The organism is Bradyrhizobium sp. IC4059 (assembly GCF_020193615.1).
Lineage (GTDB): Bacteria > Pseudomonadota > Alphaproteobacteria > Rhizobiales > Xanthobacteraceae > Bradyrhizobium > Bradyrhizobium yuanmingense.
Window position 1 is genome coordinate 521,661 of sequence record NZ_JADYVH010000002.1, and the last position, 18,783, is coordinate 540,443.

The 18,783-nt window shown below is 64.3% G+C and carries 21 protein-coding genes; 12 read left to right on the plus strand and 9 right to left on the minus strand.

Translation table 11 applies throughout. From position 1 onward, the window contains the following. Positions 1-23 precede the first annotated feature (23 nt). Positions 24-1,493 (minus strand): PLP-dependent aminotransferase family protein, encoded by a 1,470-nt coding sequence (locus I6F12_RS08430; RefSeq protein WP_225155957.1) that lies wholly within the window; start codon positions 1,491-1,493, stop codon positions 24-26. A 74-nt stretch (positions 1,494-1,567) separates the two neighbouring features. Between I6F12_RS08430 and I6F12_RS08435 the strand changes: the two genes are divergently transcribed. The 7 genes from I6F12_RS08435 to I6F12_RS08465 all read left to right on the plus strand — a co-directional run bounded on the left by I6F12_RS08435 (position 1,568) and on the right by I6F12_RS08465 (position 8,060). Continuing rightward, positions 1,568-2,293, plus strand: coding sequence for a pyridoxamine 5'-phosphate oxidase family protein (locus I6F12_RS08435; protein WP_225146683.1), 726 nt, complete (start codon positions 1,568-1,570; stop codon positions 2,291-2,293). Positions 2,294-2,347: 54 nt separating this feature from the next. After that, positions 2,348-3,625, plus strand: a complete 1,278-nt coding sequence (locus I6F12_RS08440) for an ArgE/DapE family deacylase (RefSeq protein WP_225155958.1) — start codon at positions 2,348-2,350, stop codon at positions 3,623-3,625. A gap of 243 nt (positions 3,626-3,868) precedes the next feature. Then, positions 3,869-4,681: an alpha/beta hydrolase gene (locus tag I6F12_RS08445; RefSeq protein WP_225155959.1), complete on the plus strand. Its 813-nt coding sequence runs from the start codon at positions 3,869-3,871 to the stop codon at positions 4,679-4,681. Between the two features lie 31 nt (positions 4,682-4,712). Then, a complete protein-coding gene (kynA, locus tag I6F12_RS08450) occupies positions 4,713-5,552 on the plus strand; it encodes a tryptophan 2,3-dioxygenase (protein WP_036033884.1) in 840 nt (279 codons plus the stop codon). An 8-nt stretch (positions 5,553-5,560) separates the two neighbouring features. Beyond that, positions 5,561-6,763 (plus strand): kynureninase, encoded by a 1,203-nt coding sequence (gene kynU / locus I6F12_RS08455; RefSeq protein WP_225155960.1) that lies wholly within the window; start codon positions 5,561-5,563, stop codon positions 6,761-6,763. A 140-nt stretch (positions 6,764-6,903) separates the two neighbouring features. After that, positions 6,904-7,302 carry a PaaI family thioesterase gene (locus I6F12_RS08460; RefSeq protein WP_036000401.1) on the plus strand — a complete coding sequence of 133 codons (399 nt, stop codon included), beginning with the start codon at positions 6,904-6,906 and terminating at the stop codon, positions 7,300-7,302. A gap of 152 nt (positions 7,303-7,454) precedes the next feature. After that, positions 7,455-8,060, plus strand: a complete 606-nt coding sequence (locus I6F12_RS08465) for a GNAT family N-acetyltransferase (protein WP_109143965.1) — start codon at positions 7,455-7,457, stop codon at positions 8,058-8,060. A gap of 79 nt (positions 8,061-8,139) precedes the next feature. Here I6F12_RS08465 and I6F12_RS08470 read toward each other — a convergent pair whose 3' ends face one another. From I6F12_RS08470 to I6F12_RS08485, 4 genes are all read right to left on the minus strand, one after another. Beyond that, complete coding sequence (locus I6F12_RS08470; protein ID WP_036000395.1) at positions 8,140-8,439, minus strand: hypothetical protein; 300 nt, start codon at positions 8,437-8,439, stop codon at positions 8,140-8,142. Positions 8,440-8,534: 95 nt separating this feature from the next. Continuing rightward, complete coding sequence (locus I6F12_RS08475; protein WP_225155961.1) at positions 8,535-9,221, minus strand: DUF2161 family putative PD-(D/E)XK-type phosphodiesterase; 687 nt, start codon at positions 9,219-9,221, stop codon at positions 8,535-8,537. A gap of 98 nt (positions 9,222-9,319) precedes the next feature. Further along, on the minus strand, positions 9,320-10,000 hold the full coding sequence (locus tag I6F12_RS08480; RefSeq protein ID WP_225155962.1) for an SDR family oxidoreductase: 681 nt from the start codon (positions 9,998-10,000) through the stop codon (positions 9,320-9,322). Between the two features lie 24 nt (positions 10,001-10,024). Then, positions 10,025-10,768: a tyrosine-protein phosphatase gene (locus I6F12_RS08485; protein WP_036022792.1), complete on the minus strand. Its 744-nt coding sequence runs from the start codon at positions 10,766-10,768 to the stop codon at positions 10,025-10,027. Positions 10,769-10,854: 86 nt separating this feature from the next. Between I6F12_RS08485 and I6F12_RS08490 the strand changes: the two genes are divergently transcribed. After that, complete coding sequence (locus tag I6F12_RS08490; protein WP_225114128.1) at positions 10,855-11,181, plus strand: MliC family protein; 327 nt, start codon at positions 10,855-10,857, stop codon at positions 11,179-11,181. A 111-nt stretch (positions 11,182-11,292) separates the two neighbouring features. Here the strand turns inward: I6F12_RS08490 and I6F12_RS08495 are convergent, their stop codons facing one another. Beyond that, positions 11,293-11,496 (minus strand): DUF2735 domain-containing protein, encoded by a 204-nt coding sequence (locus I6F12_RS08495; protein WP_036022780.1) that lies wholly within the window; start codon positions 11,494-11,496, stop codon positions 11,293-11,295. A gap of 539 nt (positions 11,497-12,035) precedes the next feature. On the opposite strand from I6F12_RS08495, the gene I6F12_RS08500 reads away from it, so the two are divergent. From I6F12_RS08500 to I6F12_RS08510, 3 genes are all read left to right on the plus strand, one after another. Beyond that, positions 12,036-13,070 (plus strand): glutamine synthetase beta-grasp domain-containing protein, encoded by a 1,035-nt coding sequence (locus tag I6F12_RS08500; RefSeq protein WP_036000382.1) that lies wholly within the window; start codon positions 12,036-12,038, stop codon positions 13,068-13,070. 193 nt (positions 13,071-13,263) lie between these two features. Further along, positions 13,264-13,965, plus strand: a complete 702-nt coding sequence (locus tag I6F12_RS08505) for a GrlR family regulatory protein (RefSeq protein ID WP_225156139.1) — start codon at positions 13,264-13,266, stop codon at positions 13,963-13,965. 69 nt (positions 13,966-14,034) lie between these two features. After that, positions 14,035-14,856, plus strand: coding sequence for a tetratricopeptide repeat protein (locus tag I6F12_RS08510; protein ID WP_225155963.1), 822 nt, complete (start codon positions 14,035-14,037; stop codon positions 14,854-14,856). 102 nt (positions 14,857-14,958) lie between these two features. Here the strand turns inward: I6F12_RS08510 and I6F12_RS08515 are convergent, their stop codons facing one another. Beyond that, positions 14,959-15,411 carry a hypothetical protein gene (locus I6F12_RS08515; RefSeq protein ID WP_036022783.1) on the minus strand — a complete coding sequence of 151 codons (453 nt, stop codon included), beginning with the start codon at positions 15,409-15,411 and terminating at the stop codon, positions 14,959-14,961. A gap of 303 nt (positions 15,412-15,714) precedes the next feature. On the opposite strand from I6F12_RS08515, the gene I6F12_RS08520 reads away from it, so the two are divergent. Next, on the plus strand, positions 15,715-16,419 hold the full coding sequence (locus tag I6F12_RS08520) for a hypothetical protein (RefSeq protein WP_225155964.1): 705 nt from the start codon (positions 15,715-15,717) through the stop codon (positions 16,417-16,419). Positions 16,420-16,516: 97 nt separating this feature from the next. Here I6F12_RS08520 and I6F12_RS08525 read toward each other — a convergent pair whose 3' ends face one another. Then, positions 16,517-17,413, minus strand: a complete 897-nt coding sequence (locus tag I6F12_RS08525; RefSeq protein WP_036022786.1) for an alpha/beta hydrolase — start codon at positions 17,411-17,413, stop codon at positions 16,517-16,519. Positions 17,414-17,539: 126 nt separating this feature from the next. Continuing rightward, positions 17,540-18,628: an alpha/beta hydrolase gene (locus I6F12_RS08530; RefSeq protein WP_036022787.1), complete on the minus strand. Its 1,089-nt coding sequence runs from the start codon at positions 18,626-18,628 to the stop codon at positions 17,540-17,542. Positions 18,629-18,783 lie beyond the last annotated feature (155 nt).

Here is an 18,783-nt window from a genome sequence, read left to right on the forward strand (position 1 = left end):
GCGATTCTGATAGTGAAGCTTCGTCAGGCCCGGCGGGCCGGTTTTCCTTTTGCGGCCAAGGCTGCGCGCGATTCCCTCGCGAGACGTTCCGCGGACGCCACGAGCTGCGGCACGGGATGTCCGGAAAATCCCAGCACGAAGCCGGGCAGGGGACGCCCGCGCGAATAGGTGTCGGCCAATAGCCAGCCTTCGGCGCCGGCCGCCTGCTTGGCCAGCGCCGCCACCGCCGGATCGACGGCAGGATCGAACCGGGCGACAAGATGCAGGCCTTGTGAGGGCACCGGCACCGAAAGCGCGCCACCGGATGCGACTTCCAGCCTCTCGGCGAGCACGTCGCGCGCCTCGCGATAGAGTTTCCGCACGCGCTTCAGATTCGCGGCGAAGGCGCCGGAATTGAGCATGTCCGCCACCGCGCCCTCCATCAGCGTGCCGGGAAAGCGGTCGAGCGCCGCCCGCGCCGCCGTCACCTCCGCGATCAGGCGTTCGGGCAGGGCGCAATAGCCGATGCGCAGGCCCGGAAACAGCGTCTTGGCAAAGGTGCCGAGATAGATCACGCGCTGGAGCCGATCGATGCCGGCGAGCGACATCAGCGGCGCGCCGTCATAACGGAACTCGCTGTCGTAATCGTCCTCGAGCACGAATGCGCCGGCCTGTTTGGCCCAGTCCAGAAGCTCGAGCCGTCGCGGCATCGACATCTGCACGCCAAGTGGAAACTGGTGCGACGGCGTAACGTAGGCCGCGCGCGCGGACGGTGCCGCGATGCGGCCTTTGGCGACGCGCATCCCGTGCTCGTCCACCGCGACAGGCACAGTGCGATAACCGCAATGGACGATGGTTTTTCGCGCGGCGGGATAGCCCGGGTCCTCGCACCAGACCTGGTCGCTGGATTTCAGGATCGCGCTCAGCACGATGCGCAGCGCGTGCAGCGTGCCCGAGGTCAGCATGATCTGGTCGGGATCGCAACGCAGCCCCCGCGCCGACAACAGATGGTCGGCGATCGCCACGCGCAGCTCGCGGCTGCCGCGAGGGTCGCCATAATGCAGGTGCTCGGTTCCGAATGCGCGCATGCGGCGGCCGACGAAAGCGCGAAAACGCTGCACGGCGCGTTCGTCGATATGGGTGCAGCCAAGCGCAAACGCGCCTTGCTTTGGCGCTTCGAGAACGACCTTCGGCTTGTTCGGCTCGGCGGCGCGCTGGGGTATACGCGCCGCGACGAACGTTCCGGAGCCGACCGTCGCGTCGGCAAAGCCGTCGGCGATCAGGCGCTCATAGGCGGTGACGACGGCGTTGCGGCGGAAGCCGGTCTGCCTCGCCAGCGTGCGCGACGGCGGCAGCGGCTCGCCCGGTCTGACCAGGCCGGAGACGATCATCTCGCACAGCGCCTGATAGAGCCGGTGCGCCGCGGAAGCGCCGGCCGTGACGTGAGGGCCGGTGAGGTCGAGCGGAAGCTCGGGCTTGGCTCGGGAGGACGAATTGGTCGGAATTTTTTGCATGGAATTGGAACTATCGCAGACCAAATGCGCCGCTACAACTGCTCCGGATTTCTTCCATCCGAGCAGGAGCGGCTGTGAGCCAGACCGAGACCTCGAATTCCTATCCGACATCGGCACGCAACCAGGTGAAGCGCCGGCACGACCGCGGCTTCTATGATCACGACACGGTTCATCGCATCCTGGATTCCTCGATGCTGTGCCACGTCTCCTACGCAATCGACGGCCAGCCCTATTGTACGCCGACCTTCTTCTGGCGCGAGGGCACCAGGCTGTATTGGCACGGATCGAGCGCCAGCCGCATGCTGCGCAACCAGAGCAAGGGCGAGCGCGTCTGCCTGACGGTCGCCCATCTCGACAGCCTCGTGCTGGCACGCTGCGGCTTCAACCATTCCGCCGACTACCGCGCCGTGATGGCGTTCGGCACGGCCTATCTCGTCACCGATCCTGATGAGAAGGAGCGCGCGGTGATCGCCATGGTCGATCGCTTCTTCCCGGATCGCACCGCCGGCCTGCGACAGAGCACCACGCAGGAAATCAAGGCGACGTCCTTCATCGCAATGGAAATCGAGGAAGCCTCGGCCAAGATCCGCGCCAAGGGCGTCGCCGACGATGACGAGGACTATGCGCTGCCGGTCTATGCGGAGCGCATTCCGGTCCGCACCGTGCTCGGCGCCCCCGAACCGTGCCCGCGCCTGCTCGATGGTGTCAGCCGGCCTGCGACTCTGAACGGCTATTCCGAAGGCCGGCTGCTCGAAGATGCATTGCGGGATGCATATTTTCTGGAGTACCCGAACGGCTGAAATCGGCTAGTTTGCGCGCTCCCTGGGACCATTGGAATGTCTGGAGTCGCCCGAATGAATGCCGAAACGCAGCAGAGGATTCTTGACGCCGTCGACAGCGGCTTCGAGGCTCAGCTCGCAACCACCCGCGATTTCGTCGCGATCCCTTCGACCCGCGGGGCGGAGGGACCATGCCAGGACATGATCGGCGATCTCCTGCGCGAACGCGGCTACGAGGTCGACGACTGGCATATCGACGTCGAGGATTTGAAGGATCTGCGCGGCTTCGGTCCGATCGAGCACGACTTCTCGAAAGCGCGATCCGTGGTGGGAACTTACCGTCCGAGAACCAATGGCGGCAAGTCGCTGATCCTGCAAGGGCACTGCGATGTGGTGCCGGCCGGTCCGCTGGAATTGTGGGAAACGCCGCCATTCGCGCCGGTCATCAAGGACGGCAAGATGTTCGGCCGCGGTGCCTGCGACATGAAGTCCGGGACGATCGGTGCGCTCTATGCGCTGGACGCGATCAAGGCCGCGGGCTTCAGGCCGATGGCGCGGATCCATTTCCAATCGGTCATCGAGGAGGAGAGCACCGGTGTCGGCGCACTCTCGACGCTGCAACGCGGCTATCGCGCGGACGCCTGCTTCATTCCGGAGCCGACCGGCGGCAAGATGGTGCGCTCCCAGGTCGGCGTGATCTGGTTCCGCCTCCGCGTGAAGGGGCATCCGACCCACGTTGCCTTCGCAGGCTCCGGCGCGAACGCGATCATGGCGGCATATCACCTGATCCAGGCGCTGCAAAAGCTCGAGATCGAATGGAACGAGCGGGCCAAGGCCGACCGTCACTTCAAGACGCTCGACCATCCCGTCAACTTCAACGCCGGCATCATCAAGGGCGGCGACTGGGCCTCGAGCGTGCCGGCCTGGTGCGATGTCGACTGCCGGATTGCGGTGTTGCCGGGCTGGTCGATCGCCGATCACCAGAAGGAGATCATGGCTTGCGTCGCCGCCGCTTCGCGCAACCACCGCTTCCTCGCCAACAATCCGCCGCAGGTCGAATGGTCCGGCTTCCTGTCGGAAGGCTATGAGCTGACCAACGCCGCGGAGCCCGAGGCTGCGTTCGGTAAGGCCTTCAACAGGGTCTATGGCGGTACGCCAGAGGACCTCGTCTTCACGGCGCTGACCGACACGCGCTTCTACGGCCTCAACCACGGCATCCCGAGTCTGTGTTTTGGTGCCAGCGGAGGCGAGATGCACGGCTTCAACGAGTTCGTCGACCTGGAGTCATTGAAGAAGGCGACCAAGGCGATGGCGCTGTTCATCGCGGAATGGTGCGGCGTGGAGAAGGCGTAGCGGTCTCCCCATCGCCACTGCGGTAGGGTGGGCAAAGGCGCACTTGCGCCATGCCCACCACCTTTCTCTCGGATGAACCAAGATGGTGGGCACGCTCCGCTTTGCCCACCCTGTACCCTCGTAGCGGTCGCTGCCCAATCCACCGGCTCCCTCAATCCTTTAAGCTTAAAAGAAAGACTAGGATGCCGCCCTGACCGGTGGCAGACTGGCTTCGGTTCGTCGGACGAGTCCTCGGGAGCAACGATGCGCGATTGGGATGACGCTTACGCCAATTCGGCCCACATCTCGGGCTCGGACAAGATGCCGGCGCTGTGGGCGGAGCGGGCAGCGGCCTACCGCGCCGGGCTGAAGAAATTTCGCCCCGACATCGCCTACGGCGCCGGCGAGCGCCAGAAGCTCGATCTGATCCTGCCTGACGGCGACAGCAAGGGTCTCGTCGTCTTCGTCCATGGCGGCTACTGGATGCGCTTCGACAAATCGACCTGGACCGATCTCGCCGAAGGTGCGCGGCACCATGGCTGGACGGTGGCGCTGCCGAGCTACACGCTGGCACCGGCTGCCCGCATCTCCGATATCACTGCGGAGATCACTGCCGCGATCGCCAAAGCGGCATCGCTCGTCTCGGGGCCGATCCGGCTCGCCGGCCATTCCGCCGGCGGCCATCTCGTCACGCGCATGCTGTGCGACGACAGTCGGCTCGAGTCCGCCGTCTACAACCGCATCGCCGGTACGCTCTCGATCAGCGGCCTGCACGACTTGCGTCCGCTCCTGAAGACGGGAATGAACGAGACGCTGCGCATGACGATGGAGGAGGCGACGCTGGAAAGCGCGGCGCTGCATCTGCCACGAGGGCATTCGCCCGTGACGGCCTGGGTCGGCGGCAGCGAGCGGCCCGAATTCATCCGCCAGTCCGATCTGATGGCGAACATCTGGACCGGCTTCGACGTGCCGACGCACCTCGTCGTCGAGCCCGGCCTCAACCATTTCACGGTGATCGACGGGCTCAAGGATCCGTCGTCACAGATCACCGCGCGCCTGATCGGCCTCGATGAATGAGACCAGGGACGATCGATCGAGAGGGCCAGCCATGACGTCCAGCGATTACGATCCCACAAGCGAAGGCGCCGAGACCGATTTCACCCGGCGCATGTCCTACGGTGATTATCTCGCGCTGGACGCGATCCTCGGTGCGCAGCATCCGCTGTCGGAGGCGCATGACGAGATGCTGTTCATCATCCAGCATCAGACCACGGAACTGTGGATGCGGCTCGCCATCCACGAGCTCGCGGCTGCGCGCCGTGCGATCTCACGGGATGAGGTGCAACCCGCGATGAAGATGCTGGCCCGGATGTCGCGTATCTTCGAGCAGCTGAACGGGGCCTGGGACGTGCTGCGCACAATGACGCCCAGCGAGTATACCCGCTTCCGCTCGCAGCTTGGACAATCCTCGGGCTTCCAGTCGCGGCAATACCGGCTGATCGAATTTCTGCTCGGCAACCGCAACCACGCCATGCTGAAGCCGCACGCGCACGATGCGGAGACGATCAAGCTGCTCGAAGCCGAGCTCGCGACGCCGAGCCTCTATGACGAGGTGCTGCGGCTTGCCGACCGCAACGGGCTCAAGATGCCTGCTGCGGTGCTGGCGCGCGACGTTCGCGAAACCCACAGCTTCAACGAAGGCGTGCTGCAGGCATGGCGGATCGTCTACGAGGCGCCGGAAACCCACTGGATGCTCTACGAACTGGCCGAGAAGCTGGTCGATTTCGAGGACTATTTCCGGCGCTGGCGCTTCAACCACGTCACCACGGTCGAGCGCGTCATCGGCTTCAAGCGTGGTACCGGCGGCACTGGCGGCGTCAGTTATCTCAAACGCATGCTCGAGGTCGAACTGTTTCCCGAACTCTGGCGCGTGCGTACGATTCTGTAGGGATGTCCATGACCCGGCTTCGCGTCTACGACGATACTAGAGCCTTGTTCCATTTGCCTGACGGCGTGATCTATCTCGACGGCAACTCGCTGGGTGCGCTGCCGCTGGGCGTTGCCGAGCGTGTCAACCGCGTGATCACCGAGGAATGGGGCAACGAGCTGATCCGCGCCTGGAATAGTGCAGGCTGGTATGTGCAGCCGCGCCATGTCGGCGACCGCATCGCGCGGTTGATCGGCGCGGAGGCCGGCTCGGTCATGGTCGGCGACACGCTGTCGCTCAAGGTCTATCAGGCGCTAGCTGCCGCGCTCGACATGAGCGTCTCGCGCAAGGTGATCCTGTCGGATACCGGTAACTTCCCGACTGACCTATACATGGCCGAAGGCCTGATCGCGACGCTCGGACGGGGCCATCAATTGCGCCTGGTAGCACCGGAGGAGATCGAGGACGCATTGTCTGAGGAGATCGCCGTTCTGTACATCACCGAGGTCGACTACCGCACCGGCCGCCGCCACGACATGGCGAAGTTGACAGCGAAAGCGCATGCGCTCGGCATCGTCACGGTCTGGGATCTCGCCCATTCCGCCGGCGCGCTGCCGGTCGATCTCACCGGGAGCGGTGCCGATTTCGCCGCGGGGTGCACCTACAAATATCTCAACGCCGGCCCCGGCGCGCCGGCCTTCCTCTATGTCGCACCGCGCCATGCCGACGGCGCGCGCGCCGCGCTGTCGGGGTGGATGGGCCACGCAAAACCGTTTGCTTTCGAGCTTGCCTATGCGTCCGCGGGCGGCGTCGAGCGCATGCGCGTCGGCACCCCGCCGGTGCTCGCCATGGCGGCGTTGGAGGCCTCGCTCGATATCTGGGACAAGGTCGATATTACCGAGGTTCGTGCGCGTTCGCTGGCGCTGGGCGATCTCCTGATCGGTGAAGTCGAGCGCCGTTGTCCGCAACTCAAGCTCGTGACGCCGCGCGACCATGAGCTGCGCGGCTCGCAAGTCTCCTTCGCCTTCGCCGGCGGCTACGCCGCGATGCAGGCCCTGATCGCCCGCGGTGTCGTCGGCGACTTTCGCGCGCCCGACATCATGCGCTTCGGCCTCGCGCCGCTGTACATCGGCGAGAGCGAGATCGTGCGGGCCGCGGAGATCATCGAGGAGGTGATTTCGGGGGAGGTGTGGCGACGGCCGGAGTATCAGGTCGTGCATGCAGTGACGTGAGGGTGGTCTCGTGCCCCGGACGCAGTGCAGCGCTTCCCGGCTCTGCGCGCCGATGTCAGCATCGCCATTACCTCGGACGTCATTGCTTTGCGGCTTGAAGCAATTCACGTTGAGCCAACAAGAAGTTGGGAGGAGATCCGATGACGCCGCTCGAGAAACTTAAAGCGATGAAGATGCCGTTCGCCGAACTCAAGGGCGTCGAATTTGTCGAGGCGGAGAAGGACCGCGTGGTGGCGCGGATGACGGTCCGGCCCGAACTCTGCACGCTTCACCACACCATCCACGGCGGGGCCGTGATGGCGCTGGCCGATTCCGTCGGCGCGGCAGCGACCGTGATCAATCTGCCCGAGGACGCCAAGGGTACGACCACGCTGGAGAGCAAGACCAATTTCATCGGTGGGGCCAAGGAGGGGGCCACGGTCATCGCCACCGCCACCCCGGTGCACAGGGGTCGGCGGACCCAGGTCTGGACCACCAGATTGGAAACCGAGGACGGCAAATTGGTTGCGGTGGTGACCCAGACCCAGCTGGTCCTGTGAAACTACGGGACTTTGATTTTATTAACGAATTGATCGCTTCGGTGCCCGAAACTTGGGCAGGTCTCCGTCTTGAAAATCATGGTGCGATGCACAATATAGGAGGCCTAGGGATTCGAACGCCTCCTCGAGGGAACACCAAGAGGAGTTCTGACGTGGTACTTGAAGACGCCGTCCGTACCGTTCCCGGCTATGTGCGGACCCTGATCCAGCAGGAAGAATTGCCGCTCCTGCGCGATCACCTGCTGAGGCTTGATGCCGGCAGCCGGCACGACCGTTTCAACGGCTTTCTCGACGACAGCTTCATCGAGCGCTACGCCGCCCGCTGTGCCGAGGACGGCACCGTCATCGTTGCCTATATCGTCGAAGGCGTGGTGCGCGGCGCGGCCGAGCTGCACCCGCCGGAGGACGGTTCCTTGCCGGAGGTCGCCTTCAGCGTGGAAGCCTCCGCGCGCCGCCAGGGCGTCGGCACCGTGCTGTTCCGCCGCCTGATCGCAGAGGCCCGCTGGAAGGGCTACAAGCAGCTGCGCATCACGACGGGCGCGGACAATCATGCGATGCGGGCGCTCGCCAGGAAGTTCGGGGCCCATCTGGCTTTCCGCCATGGTGAATCGACCGGCACGATCGACCTCGCCAAGACGCCCGAGGCCGAGCTTGCCGATCTCGCGGCCTCGCCGTTCACGGCCGGGCGCGCGCTTCTCAGCTTCAACAGCACGTGCTGGAAGCTGATCTCGAGCATGTACGGCAATCGCGCCGCATAACCGGGAAATGCGGACAGGAATCAAAAAGCGGACCGGCCAGGCCGGTCCGCTTTCGTGTTCGGTGCGATGAAAGGAATGCTCAGCTGCGCGTGCCGGCGCCGAAGCGGCGGACGACGCGGCGTTCGACCACGACGGAGCGCTGCGCGCCCTGTTCGCCGGCGATCACGCGGGTGGCGGTGATGCGGCTGTTGGAGCGGGCCTGCTTCTTCACCTCGGCCTGGACGACGTCGAGCGGCATCCCCATCAAGGCTGCGGCGATCTCGGCCTGCTGCGCCTGGTCGTCTGTGATGCCGACAGCGGCGAAGATCGCCTCGTCCAGGGTCGGGGGATCGTGGCGGACGCGCCGCGTGCCATATTTGGTATTCCAGTCTGCGCTCATAACGGCCTCATCTTGATGCCGGGATACCTAGTGCCGCCAATGTTGCATTGCAATATGAAATCGGTGCGGCATCTCAGCTATGCACCGGTCTGGTGTCACAGCGGTGACGCAGCACCTGCGCCGACCTCCAACCATTGCTGAGGCCAACGGTTCAGGGCGGCGTGTCCAGCTTCGGTGAGCCGGTAGATTCCCCGCTCCGTGCGTTCGAACCAGCCATACACATTGTTAAGCAAGATCTTGCCGGCATCGGGGCAGCGTTCGCGCAGCTCGCGCACCGGCTTCGGCCCTTCGGCAAGGGCCGACGCGCAGGCCAGCGCCTGCTGGCGATAGGCCGTCATGATCGGTGCGCGGGTGCTGCCGCCGAGCACGGGGTCGCCCTGGCGGCGCTGATGCTCGGCGACGAGACGCGAGCGCACCTTCGGCTCGCGGCGCGGCGCCGCGGTCGGCGGCTTCACCAGCACTTCGACCTGGCCGCGATCGGTCACGCCGAGCATGCCGAAGCCGAGGCGGCGGCAGAGATTGCGATAGCGCGCGTCGCTCTCGCGTCCCTTGCCGCGCGCGGACATCTTCGCTGCGATCCAGACCTCGTCACCGGCCGGCGCGCGATCGACCGCCTGCAGGATCAGCTCGAGATTAAAGGCAAGCTTGAGCTCGCCGATCACCACCACTGGCGGATCGCCCGCGCTGAGGCCGACGAGATCGCAACCACCGATCTCGCCCTTGACCGTGAAGCCGAGCTCTTCGAGGAAGCGTTTGACGGGCAGGTAAAGCGCGGTTTCCAAGGGACGTCCGATCGGAGAATCAGTTGCAGCCAGTCTAGAGCGTTCTCGGCCCCGATTGAATCGGAGCCGGTGCCTCTAACGTTTTGATCGGAACGCGACTACACCCGGCCACCGACCGGGATCAGGGCGCCCGTGACGCCGCTCGCGGCATCGCTGGCGAGGAACAGGATGACTTCGGCGAGCTCCTGCGGCGTCACCCATTTGGAAAAGTCGGCTTTCGGCATGTCGGCGCGGTTGGCCGCGGTGTCGATGATCGAGGGCAGCACCGCGTTGACGGTAACCTTGCCCTTCCACTCGTTTGCGAGGGCCTCGGTCAGGCGATGCACGCCGGCTTTCGACGCGGCATAGGGGCCCATCCCGTTGCCGGCCTGCAGTGCGCCCATGGCGCCGATATTGACGATGCGGCCGGCCTTGGACTTGGCAAGGTGCGGCAACGCCGCACGCGAGGCGTTGAGCGCGGTCAGCACGTTCAGCGCATGCATGCGCTGCCACGTCGCGATATCGCCGTCGCCGACGGTCTCGAAGGCAAAGCCGCCGGCGATGTTGATCAATGCGTCGAGCCGGCCGAAATGCTTTGCCGCCGCATCGACGGCCGTTCTCGCCTGCGCTGGGTCGGACAGGTCAACGCCCCCGATGTCGATGTGGTCAGCGCTTGCGGCGGTTTGCGAAGGTGCGTGATCGATGCCGGCCACGCGCGCGCCGCGTACCAGCGCCGTTTCTGCGACCACCTTGCCGAGCGCGCCGCCTGCGCCCGTCACGATCAAGATCTTGCCTTGCATGATCGTTCTCCCGGCACAGCCGCCCTATGCTTGCAGATAGCGCGCCTTCAGCGCGTCTCGCTCTGCCGTGCCGAGCTTGAGCCCGTCGCGCAAATAGGTTTCGAGATCGCCATATTCGCTGCCGACCGCTTCGAAAGCGGCCGCAAGGTACGAGGCCTCGACGCTGCCGATCGCGTCGAGGACGTCGGCGGGCAGATCGAAGACGTTCGACGGGTCGCGCTTGTAGTGCCGGTTGGTCAAGAGATAATCCTCGGCGATGACCTCGTCCGCCACGCCGAGCGCATGCAGGATCAGCGCGCTGGCGAAGCCGGTGCGGTCCTTGCCGGCGGTGCAGTGAATCACGAGCGGCGCGCGATCTTCCAGCAAATGACCGAACAGCGCGCGGAAGCTGTGCGTGTTGTGGCGCACATAATTGCGATAGGACTCGCGCATGAGCTCGAGCGCCACGGCCGCGGTCAGCGTGCCCTTCGCGAGCTCGGCGCGCAGCCCGGCCACGACGGTCGGTTCGATCGGCAGCGAATGCACCGTGATCTCGTCCACGACGCAGATGCCGGCCGCGCGCTCCTCCAGGCCACGGAAATCGAACGCGCTGCGCACGCCCAGCGCGCGGACGACCTCGATGTCGGCAGCAGTGAGCTGGCCGAGATGGTTGGAGCGGAAGATGTGCCGCCAGCGTGTGGTGCGGCCATCAATGGTCGGATAGCCGCCGAGGTCGCGGAAATTGCTCGCACCCTGAAGGGCGAGATGGCGGGCGGGGGAGTCCTTCAGGGAGGAGTCTTGCATGGGATGAGCTTGGGTTATGGTTCCACCGGATGCACGTTTGGCGTCCTTGCGGTCTATTACAGGGGGCGATCATGGGCCGGCACAAGGCCATTGTTTTGACGGTCAGCATGCTGGCGGGCGCAATGCTCGGTGCGCGGCAGGCCGATGCGCAGACCTTCCAAACCTACCGCTGCGCCGATGGTACGCAGTTCATCCTAGGCTTTTATGACCACGACAAGCGGGCCTTCGTCCAGATCGATGGCCAGCCGGTTACGCTCGCCAAGCGGCTGGCGGTTTCGGGGATGCGCTATTCGGGGGCGGGAGTCACGCTGAGGATTCCCAAGACCGGGCCCGCTACGGTCAAACACCTGAAGCGGCCGGTTACGGCCTGCGCGGTGGTCGACAAGCCCGGGATCTAGGCGCGGGCGCGCCTGGAATTAAAAAGGGCCGAAACGCCGTTGTTTCGACCCTTTTTCAAACTGCCGCCGGCCGCTTGCGAAAGCCCGGCGCTGTCAGACCAGCAGCTGGCATCAGCGTTCCCATTTGGGCTTGGCTTCGTCGACCGCATCCTGGTGATACCAGCTGTCGCTGCAGATCGAGACGTTCGCGGGCAGCGAAGCCTGATCGGCGGGAAGGCGGGTCTCGCCATAGCGGCGTCCGGCGAGGGCCGCACGGCCGCCGACGGGGAATTGGTAGATCTTTGCAGATCCGTGACTCAGACCATTGTTCATCATTGCGATTCTCCTTGGTCGAAGCGCCTTGGCCTCCATGGTGCGCCCGACTCGTTCGATTGTGGTTACTGGAATCCCCATATCGGCCGCTCATCCCCGATTGGAAAGTGCTGAAAAGGAAATCAGTTTCCGCTCAATTTGTAGGCAGGAAGCCTTCTGCATCCTCCAAGGCACGCTACCGCTGACCAACGCGTGGGCCATTCCGAAGGTTGCTGAGGAGGGGTGGGGGAGTTTGCGAAAGTTACCGGACGTTGATGCGCGTTTCATCGGCAATGCGCGGTCGGCGTCCGCTGCTTCTAAATCGGGCGTTTTCCGCCGGATTTTTGCAGCGCAGCTTCGGGCCAAGGTGCGCGGCTATGACGCACGGTGCCGTGGAGGGCCCGTCTGTGGCGAAGAGGAGCCGGAAGCGGTGGAAAACCGCCCGTACTGCGGCCTTTTGGCACGCGAAATGCTTGGGAAAGGCTGGCCGATGATGGCCGGGTACAAACGTGCGGGGGCCCTCCCGGGCCCCCAACCTTTCGCATCATCTACAGAGAGGCTCAATGACCAAGTACAAGCTCGAGTACATCTGGCTCGACGGATATACGCCGACTCCGAACTTGCGCGGCAAAACTCAGATCAAGGAATTCGCGTCGTTCCCGACGCTCGAGCAGCTTCCGCTCTGGGGCTTCGACGGCTCCTCCACCCAGCAGGCCGAAGGCCACAGCTCCGATTGCGTGCTGAAGCCGGTCGCGGTGTTTCCGGACGGTGCGCGCACCAACGGCGTGCTGGTGATGTGCGAAGTCATGATGCCCGATGGCAAGACCCCGCATCCGTCCAACAAGCGCGCCACCATCCTGGACGATTCCGGCGCCTGGTTCGGCTTCGAGCAGGAATACTTCTTCTACAAGGACGGCCGTCCGCTCGGCTTCCCGACCGCCGGCTATCCCGCGCCGCAAGGCCCGTACTACACCGGCGTCGGCTACTCGAACGTCGGCGACGTCGCCCGCAAGATCGTCGAAGAGCATCTCGACCTGTGCTTGGCTGCCGGCATCAACCATGAAGGCATCAACGCGGAAGTCGCCAAGGGCCAGTGGGAGTTCCAGATCTTCGGCAAGGGCTCCAAGACCGCTGCCGACCAGATGTGGATGGCCCGCTACCTGATGCTGCGCCTCACCGAGAAGTACGGCATCGACATCGAATTCCACTGCAAGCCGCTCGGCGACACCGACTGGAACGGCTCGGGCATGCACGCCAACTTCTCGACCGCCTATATGCGTGAAGTCGGCGGCAAGGAGTATTTCGAGGCGCTGATGGCCGCCTTCGAGAAGAACCTGATGGACCACATCGCCGTCTACGGCCCGGACAACGACAAGCGTCTGACCGGCAAGCACGAGACCGCGCCGTGGAACAAGTTCAGCTACGGCGTTGCCGACCGCGGCGCTTCGATCCGCGTTCCGCACTCCTTCGTCAACAACGGCTACAAGGGCTATCTGGAAGACCGCCGTCCGAACTCGCAAGGCGACCCCTACCAGATCGCTTCGCAGATCCTGAAGACGATCTCGTCCGTGCCGACCGACAAGAAGGCCGCGGCCTAAGATCCTCCCGGCCCGGGCTGGGGGCTGGCCCGGGTTGGCATTCAATCCGCCGGAGCGAAGGCTCCGGCGGATTTTTGCATTTTGATGACAACCGTTCCTGTGCCTGCCGACCCGGGCGCCGCGAAACTTGTCCATCGCCGCCGAAAGCGGGATAGAGTGCATCCGGATGCGCGCAGGGCCGGGGACACGGCTGGTGATTGAAGGCTTCTACAAAGTCAGATTTCAGCTCGGCGATACCGTCGGCCGCAGCGTGATGCATGCCGGCGACGGCAAGATGCTCGGCGGCAATTCGGCCTTCGCCCATATCGGCACCTATGAGAAGACCGACAGCGGCGTCGACATCGTGATCAAGACCGTCCGCCATAATCCCGATCCGAGCTACCGCGCCATGGCAGGCACCGACGATGCAACCCTGATCGCGAAGGGCTGGGCCGACGGCGATCTCTATCGCTTCAAGGGCGAGCTCAAGGAGTTGCCGGGCGTGCCGTTTCAGTCGCTGATGACGCCGATCACTGACGAGGAGGTGCCGATCGCCGGCGCCGTCGGCGAAGCCGGCATCAGCGACGGTCTCTACTCCATCCATTTGCGCATGCTCGACGGCCTCGACGGCGGACTCACCGGCGTGATGCTGCTGAACCAGGGCCGCATCCTCGGCGGCGATGCGGCTTTCTATTATCTCGGCAGCTACACCGCCGCGAAGGGCCGCTGGAAGGGCCAGATCCTCAACCAGGAGCACACGCCGGCCAAGGACGATCCGATCTTCGGCGGCCACGAGGTCGGCATCGGCTTCTCCGGCAGCTACGACGCGGAGCAGGCGGTGCTGGAGGCAACCGCGCTGGCCGGCAAGCGGAGCTTGCGCCTGACCGCAGCGCTCAAGCTGATGCATCGCGCCTGAGCCACCCATCGCAGACGCGAACCGACTTGAGCCTTGAATTTGCCGGGCCACAGACGCAACGTGACGATCATGCGGACTTTCCTCCTTGCCATGCTCTTTGCGCTCGCCGTGCCCCTGACGGCGCAGGCGCAATCGGCCGACCTCGTGTTGTGTGACCGTCTCGCCGCCGATCCCAGCGATCCCGACAAGCCGGCTGACGTGAAGGGCGTCGCGGAGATCGCTTCCGCCGACATCGCGACCGCGGTCAAGTTCTGCAAGCAGGCGGCAAACGCCTCGCGCCGCGCGATGTTCGCACTCGGCCGCGCCTATGCGGCCAACCGGCAGACCGCAGAGGCGATCGCGGTCTGGCGCAAGGCGGCCGACAAGGGATCCAGTGCGGCCATGGTCGAGCTCGGTGTTACCTACGCCACCGGCTCGGGCGTCGCCAAGGACGAGGCGCAGGCGCGTAAGCTTTTCGAGAAGGCGGCGCAGGCCGGCAACCCGCGCGGCGTCAGCAATCTCGCAGCGCTCGGTGGCGCAGGTGGCGCCGCGCCGGCCGATCCCGCCCAAGCCCGTGCGCTGCTCGGCAAGGCCGTCGAGACCAATCCGGAAGCGCAGTACCAGCTCGGCCTGATGTTGTCTGAAGGCGATGGCGGCGCAAAGGACGATGTCGCGGCGCGCGCGCTGTTCGAGAAGGCGGCGGCGCAAAACCATCCAGGCGCGCTGGAGCGGATGGGCGCCTTCGCGCAGGAGGGGCGCGGCGGTGCGAAGGACAAGGACGCCGCAAAGGCCTACTACGAGCGCGCCGCCGCGCTCGGCGACGAGGATGCCAAGAAGGCGCTGGAGCGCATTCGCTGTCCCTATGCGATCAAGGACAAGCAGGGCAGGCTGGTCACCACGCTGTGCTTCTAAAGCGCGATGCGATCAGGATGAATCGTCATCGCGCTTTAGCCTATTGTTTGAGCATGATCTTTTCGGAAAACCGCTTCACACTTTTCCGGATCATGCTCTAGTTCACTTCATGTAGTAGGCGAGATCGTTGCGGGCATCGCGGTAGGTGGTCTCGAGATAATGCGGATATTTTCGCGCGGCCTGTTTCACCGCGCGCGCCACGCAATCCTCGAAATCGCCGTTCCAGTCGAAGTGCTTGTTGTAGGCGTCTTCGAATTTGACCGCCGTGATGATGGCTTGCCGGATCGCCTGATCGTCGGCGCGCGGATGAGCGCGCTTCACATAGCCGAACATCGGCCCTTCATGGGCGTGGGCGCGTTCATGGCGGTACTGGATGATGAATTCCTCCGGCGAGAAGGTGCGATTGACCCGCACCTCTTCGGCGGTGGGGCGGCCCGCGATGGCCTCCAGGCGGTAGCGTTGGCGCCAGAGCGCGTAGGCGGCATCGAGCAGCGGCTGCTTCGCGGCGCCGGCGATGATCGCGCTGAGCTCGTCCTCGGCTGATTGCGTGTCCATGCGCGATTGGTCGTGCGTCCGTGGGAGCAGGTTCGAGCCTGGCACCGGTCGGCCGAGGAGCTTCTTTCGGAGGCCGGCAAACAAACCTCCAAAACAACCCCATGCATAGTAGCCAAGTCCCTGAAAACATTGACTGCGGGTTTTACGAAGTGGAGTTTTGACCCGTCGGGCAAAACAGGGGCATAATGGCATCATGGCGGGCGAAGGTCCCCGGGGTGGCGATGCGCGGAAAAGCCGGTGGCTTCGCTGTGGCGTCGATGCTAGGTAGCCCGCAATTCATTCTCAATTTGCAGGTTCAGGACGTTGCTGGACGGGCTCTACAAGGTTGAATACGGCATCAACGATGGGTTCGGCTGCAGCATCATGTGCCTGCACGACGGCAGGATGCTTGGCGGCAATTCTGGCTTCGCGCATCTCGGTACCTATGTCGAGCGCGACGGCGAGATCATCGCCCAGGTCATCACCGAGCGGCACAACCTCGACCCCAGCTACAAGCCGCTGATGGGCGCCGACGTCGCCTCGATCGGAGCGCGTGGCCGGCTCTACGGCAACCAGATCCGTCTCGAGGGCGGCGCGGACACCATGCCCGGCGCCAGGTTCTGGGCCAATCTCACGCGCCTCGACGACGAAGGCTTGCCGCCGAGCGGAACGGTCGGACCGGGCGGCATCGCCAACGGGCTCTATGGGATGGGCTTGCGCGCTCTCGACGGCGTCGATGCTGGACTGTCCGGCGTGATGCTGCTGATCGACGGGCGCATCCTCGGAGGCGATGCGTTCTTCTACTATCTCGGCGCCTATTCCTCGGCGGACGGCCGCTGGAAGGGCGAGATGCTGAACCAGGAGCACACGCCGGCGAAAGGCGAGAACCCGGTGTTCGGCGGCCTCGAGGTCGGCATCGGCTTCTCCGGGACCTGCACGGAAGACAGCGGCGAGCTCGAAGGCATCGCGCTCGCGGGAAAGCGGAGCCTGCGGCTGACGGCGTCGCTCAAGCTGATGCGAAGAGCGTAGGGCGCCGATCGTTCTGTCGCGTCTGCTCCGGAGGCGACAATCAAGTCGCGCATCTGGATGTCCGCATTGGGCCATAGGCGCCATTAACCAACCACACCTAGCAATTAGCAAGAAAGCGCCGAACCAGTTCGGCGACCTTATCGGTCGCCTCGTCCAACGCGAAATGACCTGCTTCAAGCAGGTGGACCTCCGCGTCAGGCACATCGTCGACGTACGCAGTTGCCCCCGCCACGGTGAACGAAGGATCGTACTTTCCCCAGACCACTAGCATCGGTGGCTGAACTTCGCGAAGCCATTTCTGCCAGCGCGGATAGGATGCGACGTTGCTGCGATAGTCCAGGAACAATTTCGCCTGAATATCCGCCTGACCCGGACGGGAGAGAAACGCGTGCTCGTCGGTCCAGCTATCCGGATCATACCGCTCGGGATGCGGGCTGGTCCCGACATGCCGCAGCCGGGTTGCCTCCAGCGAGGTGAAATTGGCCTTGAGGTTATCGAGTTCGCCGGCCGGATCGGCCCAGTACCTGCGGCGGGCGTCCCACAGCGAACTCAAACCCTGCTCATGCGACACCGCGTTCTGGACAACGATGCTGCGCACCCGTTCGGGATGAGCGAGCGCTAGGCGGAAGCCGACGGGCCCGCCATAGTCCTGAACGAACAGGACATACTTGGCGAGGCCGAGCTTCGTCACAAACGTGTCCATGATCTGCGCGAGCCGGTCGAACGTATAGGTGAAATCGGATGTCGGCGGCGCGCTGCTGTGACCGAAGCCGGGATAATCAGGCGCAATCAGGTGATATCGATCGGCAAGGAGCGGCAGCAACGGCTCCCACATCCGCGATGAGGATGGAAAGCCGTGCAGCAGCAGCACGGTCGGCGCATCGACCGACCCTGCCTCCCTGTAGAAGATCTCGAGGCCTTCGATCTCGATGCTGCGATAGGCGATCGACTGTCGTGTCGAACGCAGATCGCGATTTGTTGCCCGCACGCTCATACCGATCTCCTAACCATAGAGAAACGGCGCGCTGAATTGGATCAGCATGAGCAACGCGATGAGGGCGAGTGCCGCCAGAACACTTGTCTTGCGCATGGTCACATTCTCCTCGTTCGCTCGACGGGATCAGGCTTCGCCATCGACATCGATGATCGCCCCTGCGAATGCGCGCGGCGCCTCCTGGGGCAGATTGTGCCCAATGCCGCCCGAGATGGTCCGATGCTCGTACTTGCCAGAGAATTTTTTGGCGTAGGCGGCCGGCTCCGGGTGCGGCGCGCCGTTGGCGTCGCCTTCCATGGTGATTGTAGGCACGGCGATGGCAGGACCCTGCGCGAGTTTCGCTTCGATGTCCTCGTATCTAGCCTCGCCATCGGCAAGCGCCTGCCGCCAGCGGTAATTGTGAATGACAATCGCGACATGATCCGGATTGTCGAAGGCGCTCGCGCTGCGCTCGAAAGTGGCATCGTCGAAATTCCACTTCGGCGACGCCAGCTGCCAGATCAGCCTGGAGAATTCCCGGCGATACTTGTCATAGCCGAGCTGGCCGCGCTCGGTGGCGAAATAGAACTGGTACCACCATTGCAGTTCCGCTTTCGGCGGCAGCGGCATCTTGCCGGCCTGCTGGCTGCCGATCAGATACCCGCTCACAGATACCATCGCCTTGCAGCGTTCCGGCCACAGCGCCGCCATGATGTTGGCGGTCCGCGCGCCCCAGTCGAAGCCGGCGACAACAGCCTTCTCAATCCTAAGCGCATCGAGTAAAGCGATCATGTCTAGCGCAATCGCCGAAGGCTGACCGTTGCGAAAGGATGTCGGGGAGAGAAACCGCGTCGATCCGTAGCCGCGAAGATACGGGATGATCACGCGATAGCCGGAGCCGGCGAGCAGCGGCGCGACATCGACGAAGCTGTAGATGTCATAGGGCCAGCCGTGCAGCAGCAGGACCGCGGGTCCATTTGTCGGGCCGGTCTCCACATAGCCGACATTGAGCAGGCCAGCATCGATCTGCTTGAGGGCAGAGAAAGCCGTATTCGTGCCCGGCTTGATCGCTGGTAGGCTGCCCGATTTCGTCCGGTTGAGATCCGCATCGGCTGCGGCGGTCAGCTTGGTAAGGCCAGCCTGCGAGGTGCCGGCCAGAGCAAATTGAGCCGTGGCGAGCGTCATCGCGGCGGTGCCGAAGAAGTTGCGGCGCTGAACGTCGATCTTGTCGGACATGGTAATTTTCCTGTCGTTGGCCCGTCCAGCTTTCGGTCGAGCTTGGTTGCGAGCTCACTGTGCAACGACACGGCGATTTCCGCCCGTTAACTGATGTTATTTGGCGCGAAACGGCGCCATTCCGGCGGTTCGCATGCCGGTCCAGCCTTCCGCGG

Coding starts and splice junctions, on each gene's coding strand:
- I6F12_RS08430 (WP_225155957.1), bottom strand. CDS start 1,493: ATGCAAAAAATTCCGACCAATTCGTCCTCCCGAGCCAAGCCCGAGCTT.
- I6F12_RS08440 (WP_225155958.1), top strand. CDS start 2,348: ATGAATGCCGAAACGCAGCAGAGGATTCTTGACGCCGTCGACAGCGGC.
- I6F12_RS08445 (WP_225155959.1), top strand. CDS start 3,869: ATGCGCGATTGGGATGACGCTTACGCCAATTCGGCCCACATCTCGGGC.
- kynA (WP_036033884.1), top strand. CDS start 4,713: ATGACGTCCAGCGATTACGATCCCACAAGCGAAGGCGCCGAGACCGAT.
- kynU (WP_225155960.1), top strand. CDS start 5,561: ATGACCCGGCTTCGCGTCTACGACGATACTAGAGCCTTGTTCCATTTG.
- I6F12_RS08460 (WP_036000401.1), top strand. CDS start 6,904: ATGACGCCGCTCGAGAAACTTAAAGCGATGAAGATGCCGTTCGCCGAA.
- I6F12_RS08470 (WP_036000395.1), bottom strand. CDS start 8,439: ATGAGCGCAGACTGGAATACCAAATATGGCACGCGGCGCGTCCGCCAC.
- I6F12_RS08480 (WP_225155962.1), bottom strand. CDS start 10,000: ATGCAAGGCAAGATCTTGATCGTGACGGGCGCAGGCGGCGCGCTCGGC.
- I6F12_RS08490 (WP_225114128.1), top strand. CDS start 10,855: ATGGGCCGGCACAAGGCCATTGTTTTGACGGTCAGCATGCTGGCGGGC.
- I6F12_RS08495 (WP_036022780.1), bottom strand. CDS start 11,496: ATGATGAACAATGGTCTGAGTCACGGATCTGCAAAGATCTACCAATTC.
- I6F12_RS08500 (WP_036000382.1), top strand. CDS start 12,036: ATGACCAAGTACAAGCTCGAGTACATCTGGCTCGACGGATATACGCCG.
- I6F12_RS08510 (WP_225155963.1), top strand. CDS start 14,035: ATGCGGACTTTCCTCCTTGCCATGCTCTTTGCGCTCGCCGTGCCCCTG.
- I6F12_RS08515 (WP_036022783.1), bottom strand. CDS start 15,411: ATGGACACGCAATCAGCCGAGGACGAGCTCAGCGCGATCATCGCCGGC.
- I6F12_RS08525 (WP_036022786.1), bottom strand. CDS start 17,413: ATGAGCGTGCGGGCAACAAATCGCGATCTGCGTTCGACACGACAGTCG.
- I6F12_RS08530 (WP_036022787.1), bottom strand. CDS start 18,628: ATGTCCGACAAGATCGACGTTCAGCGCCGCAACTTCTTCGGCACCGCC.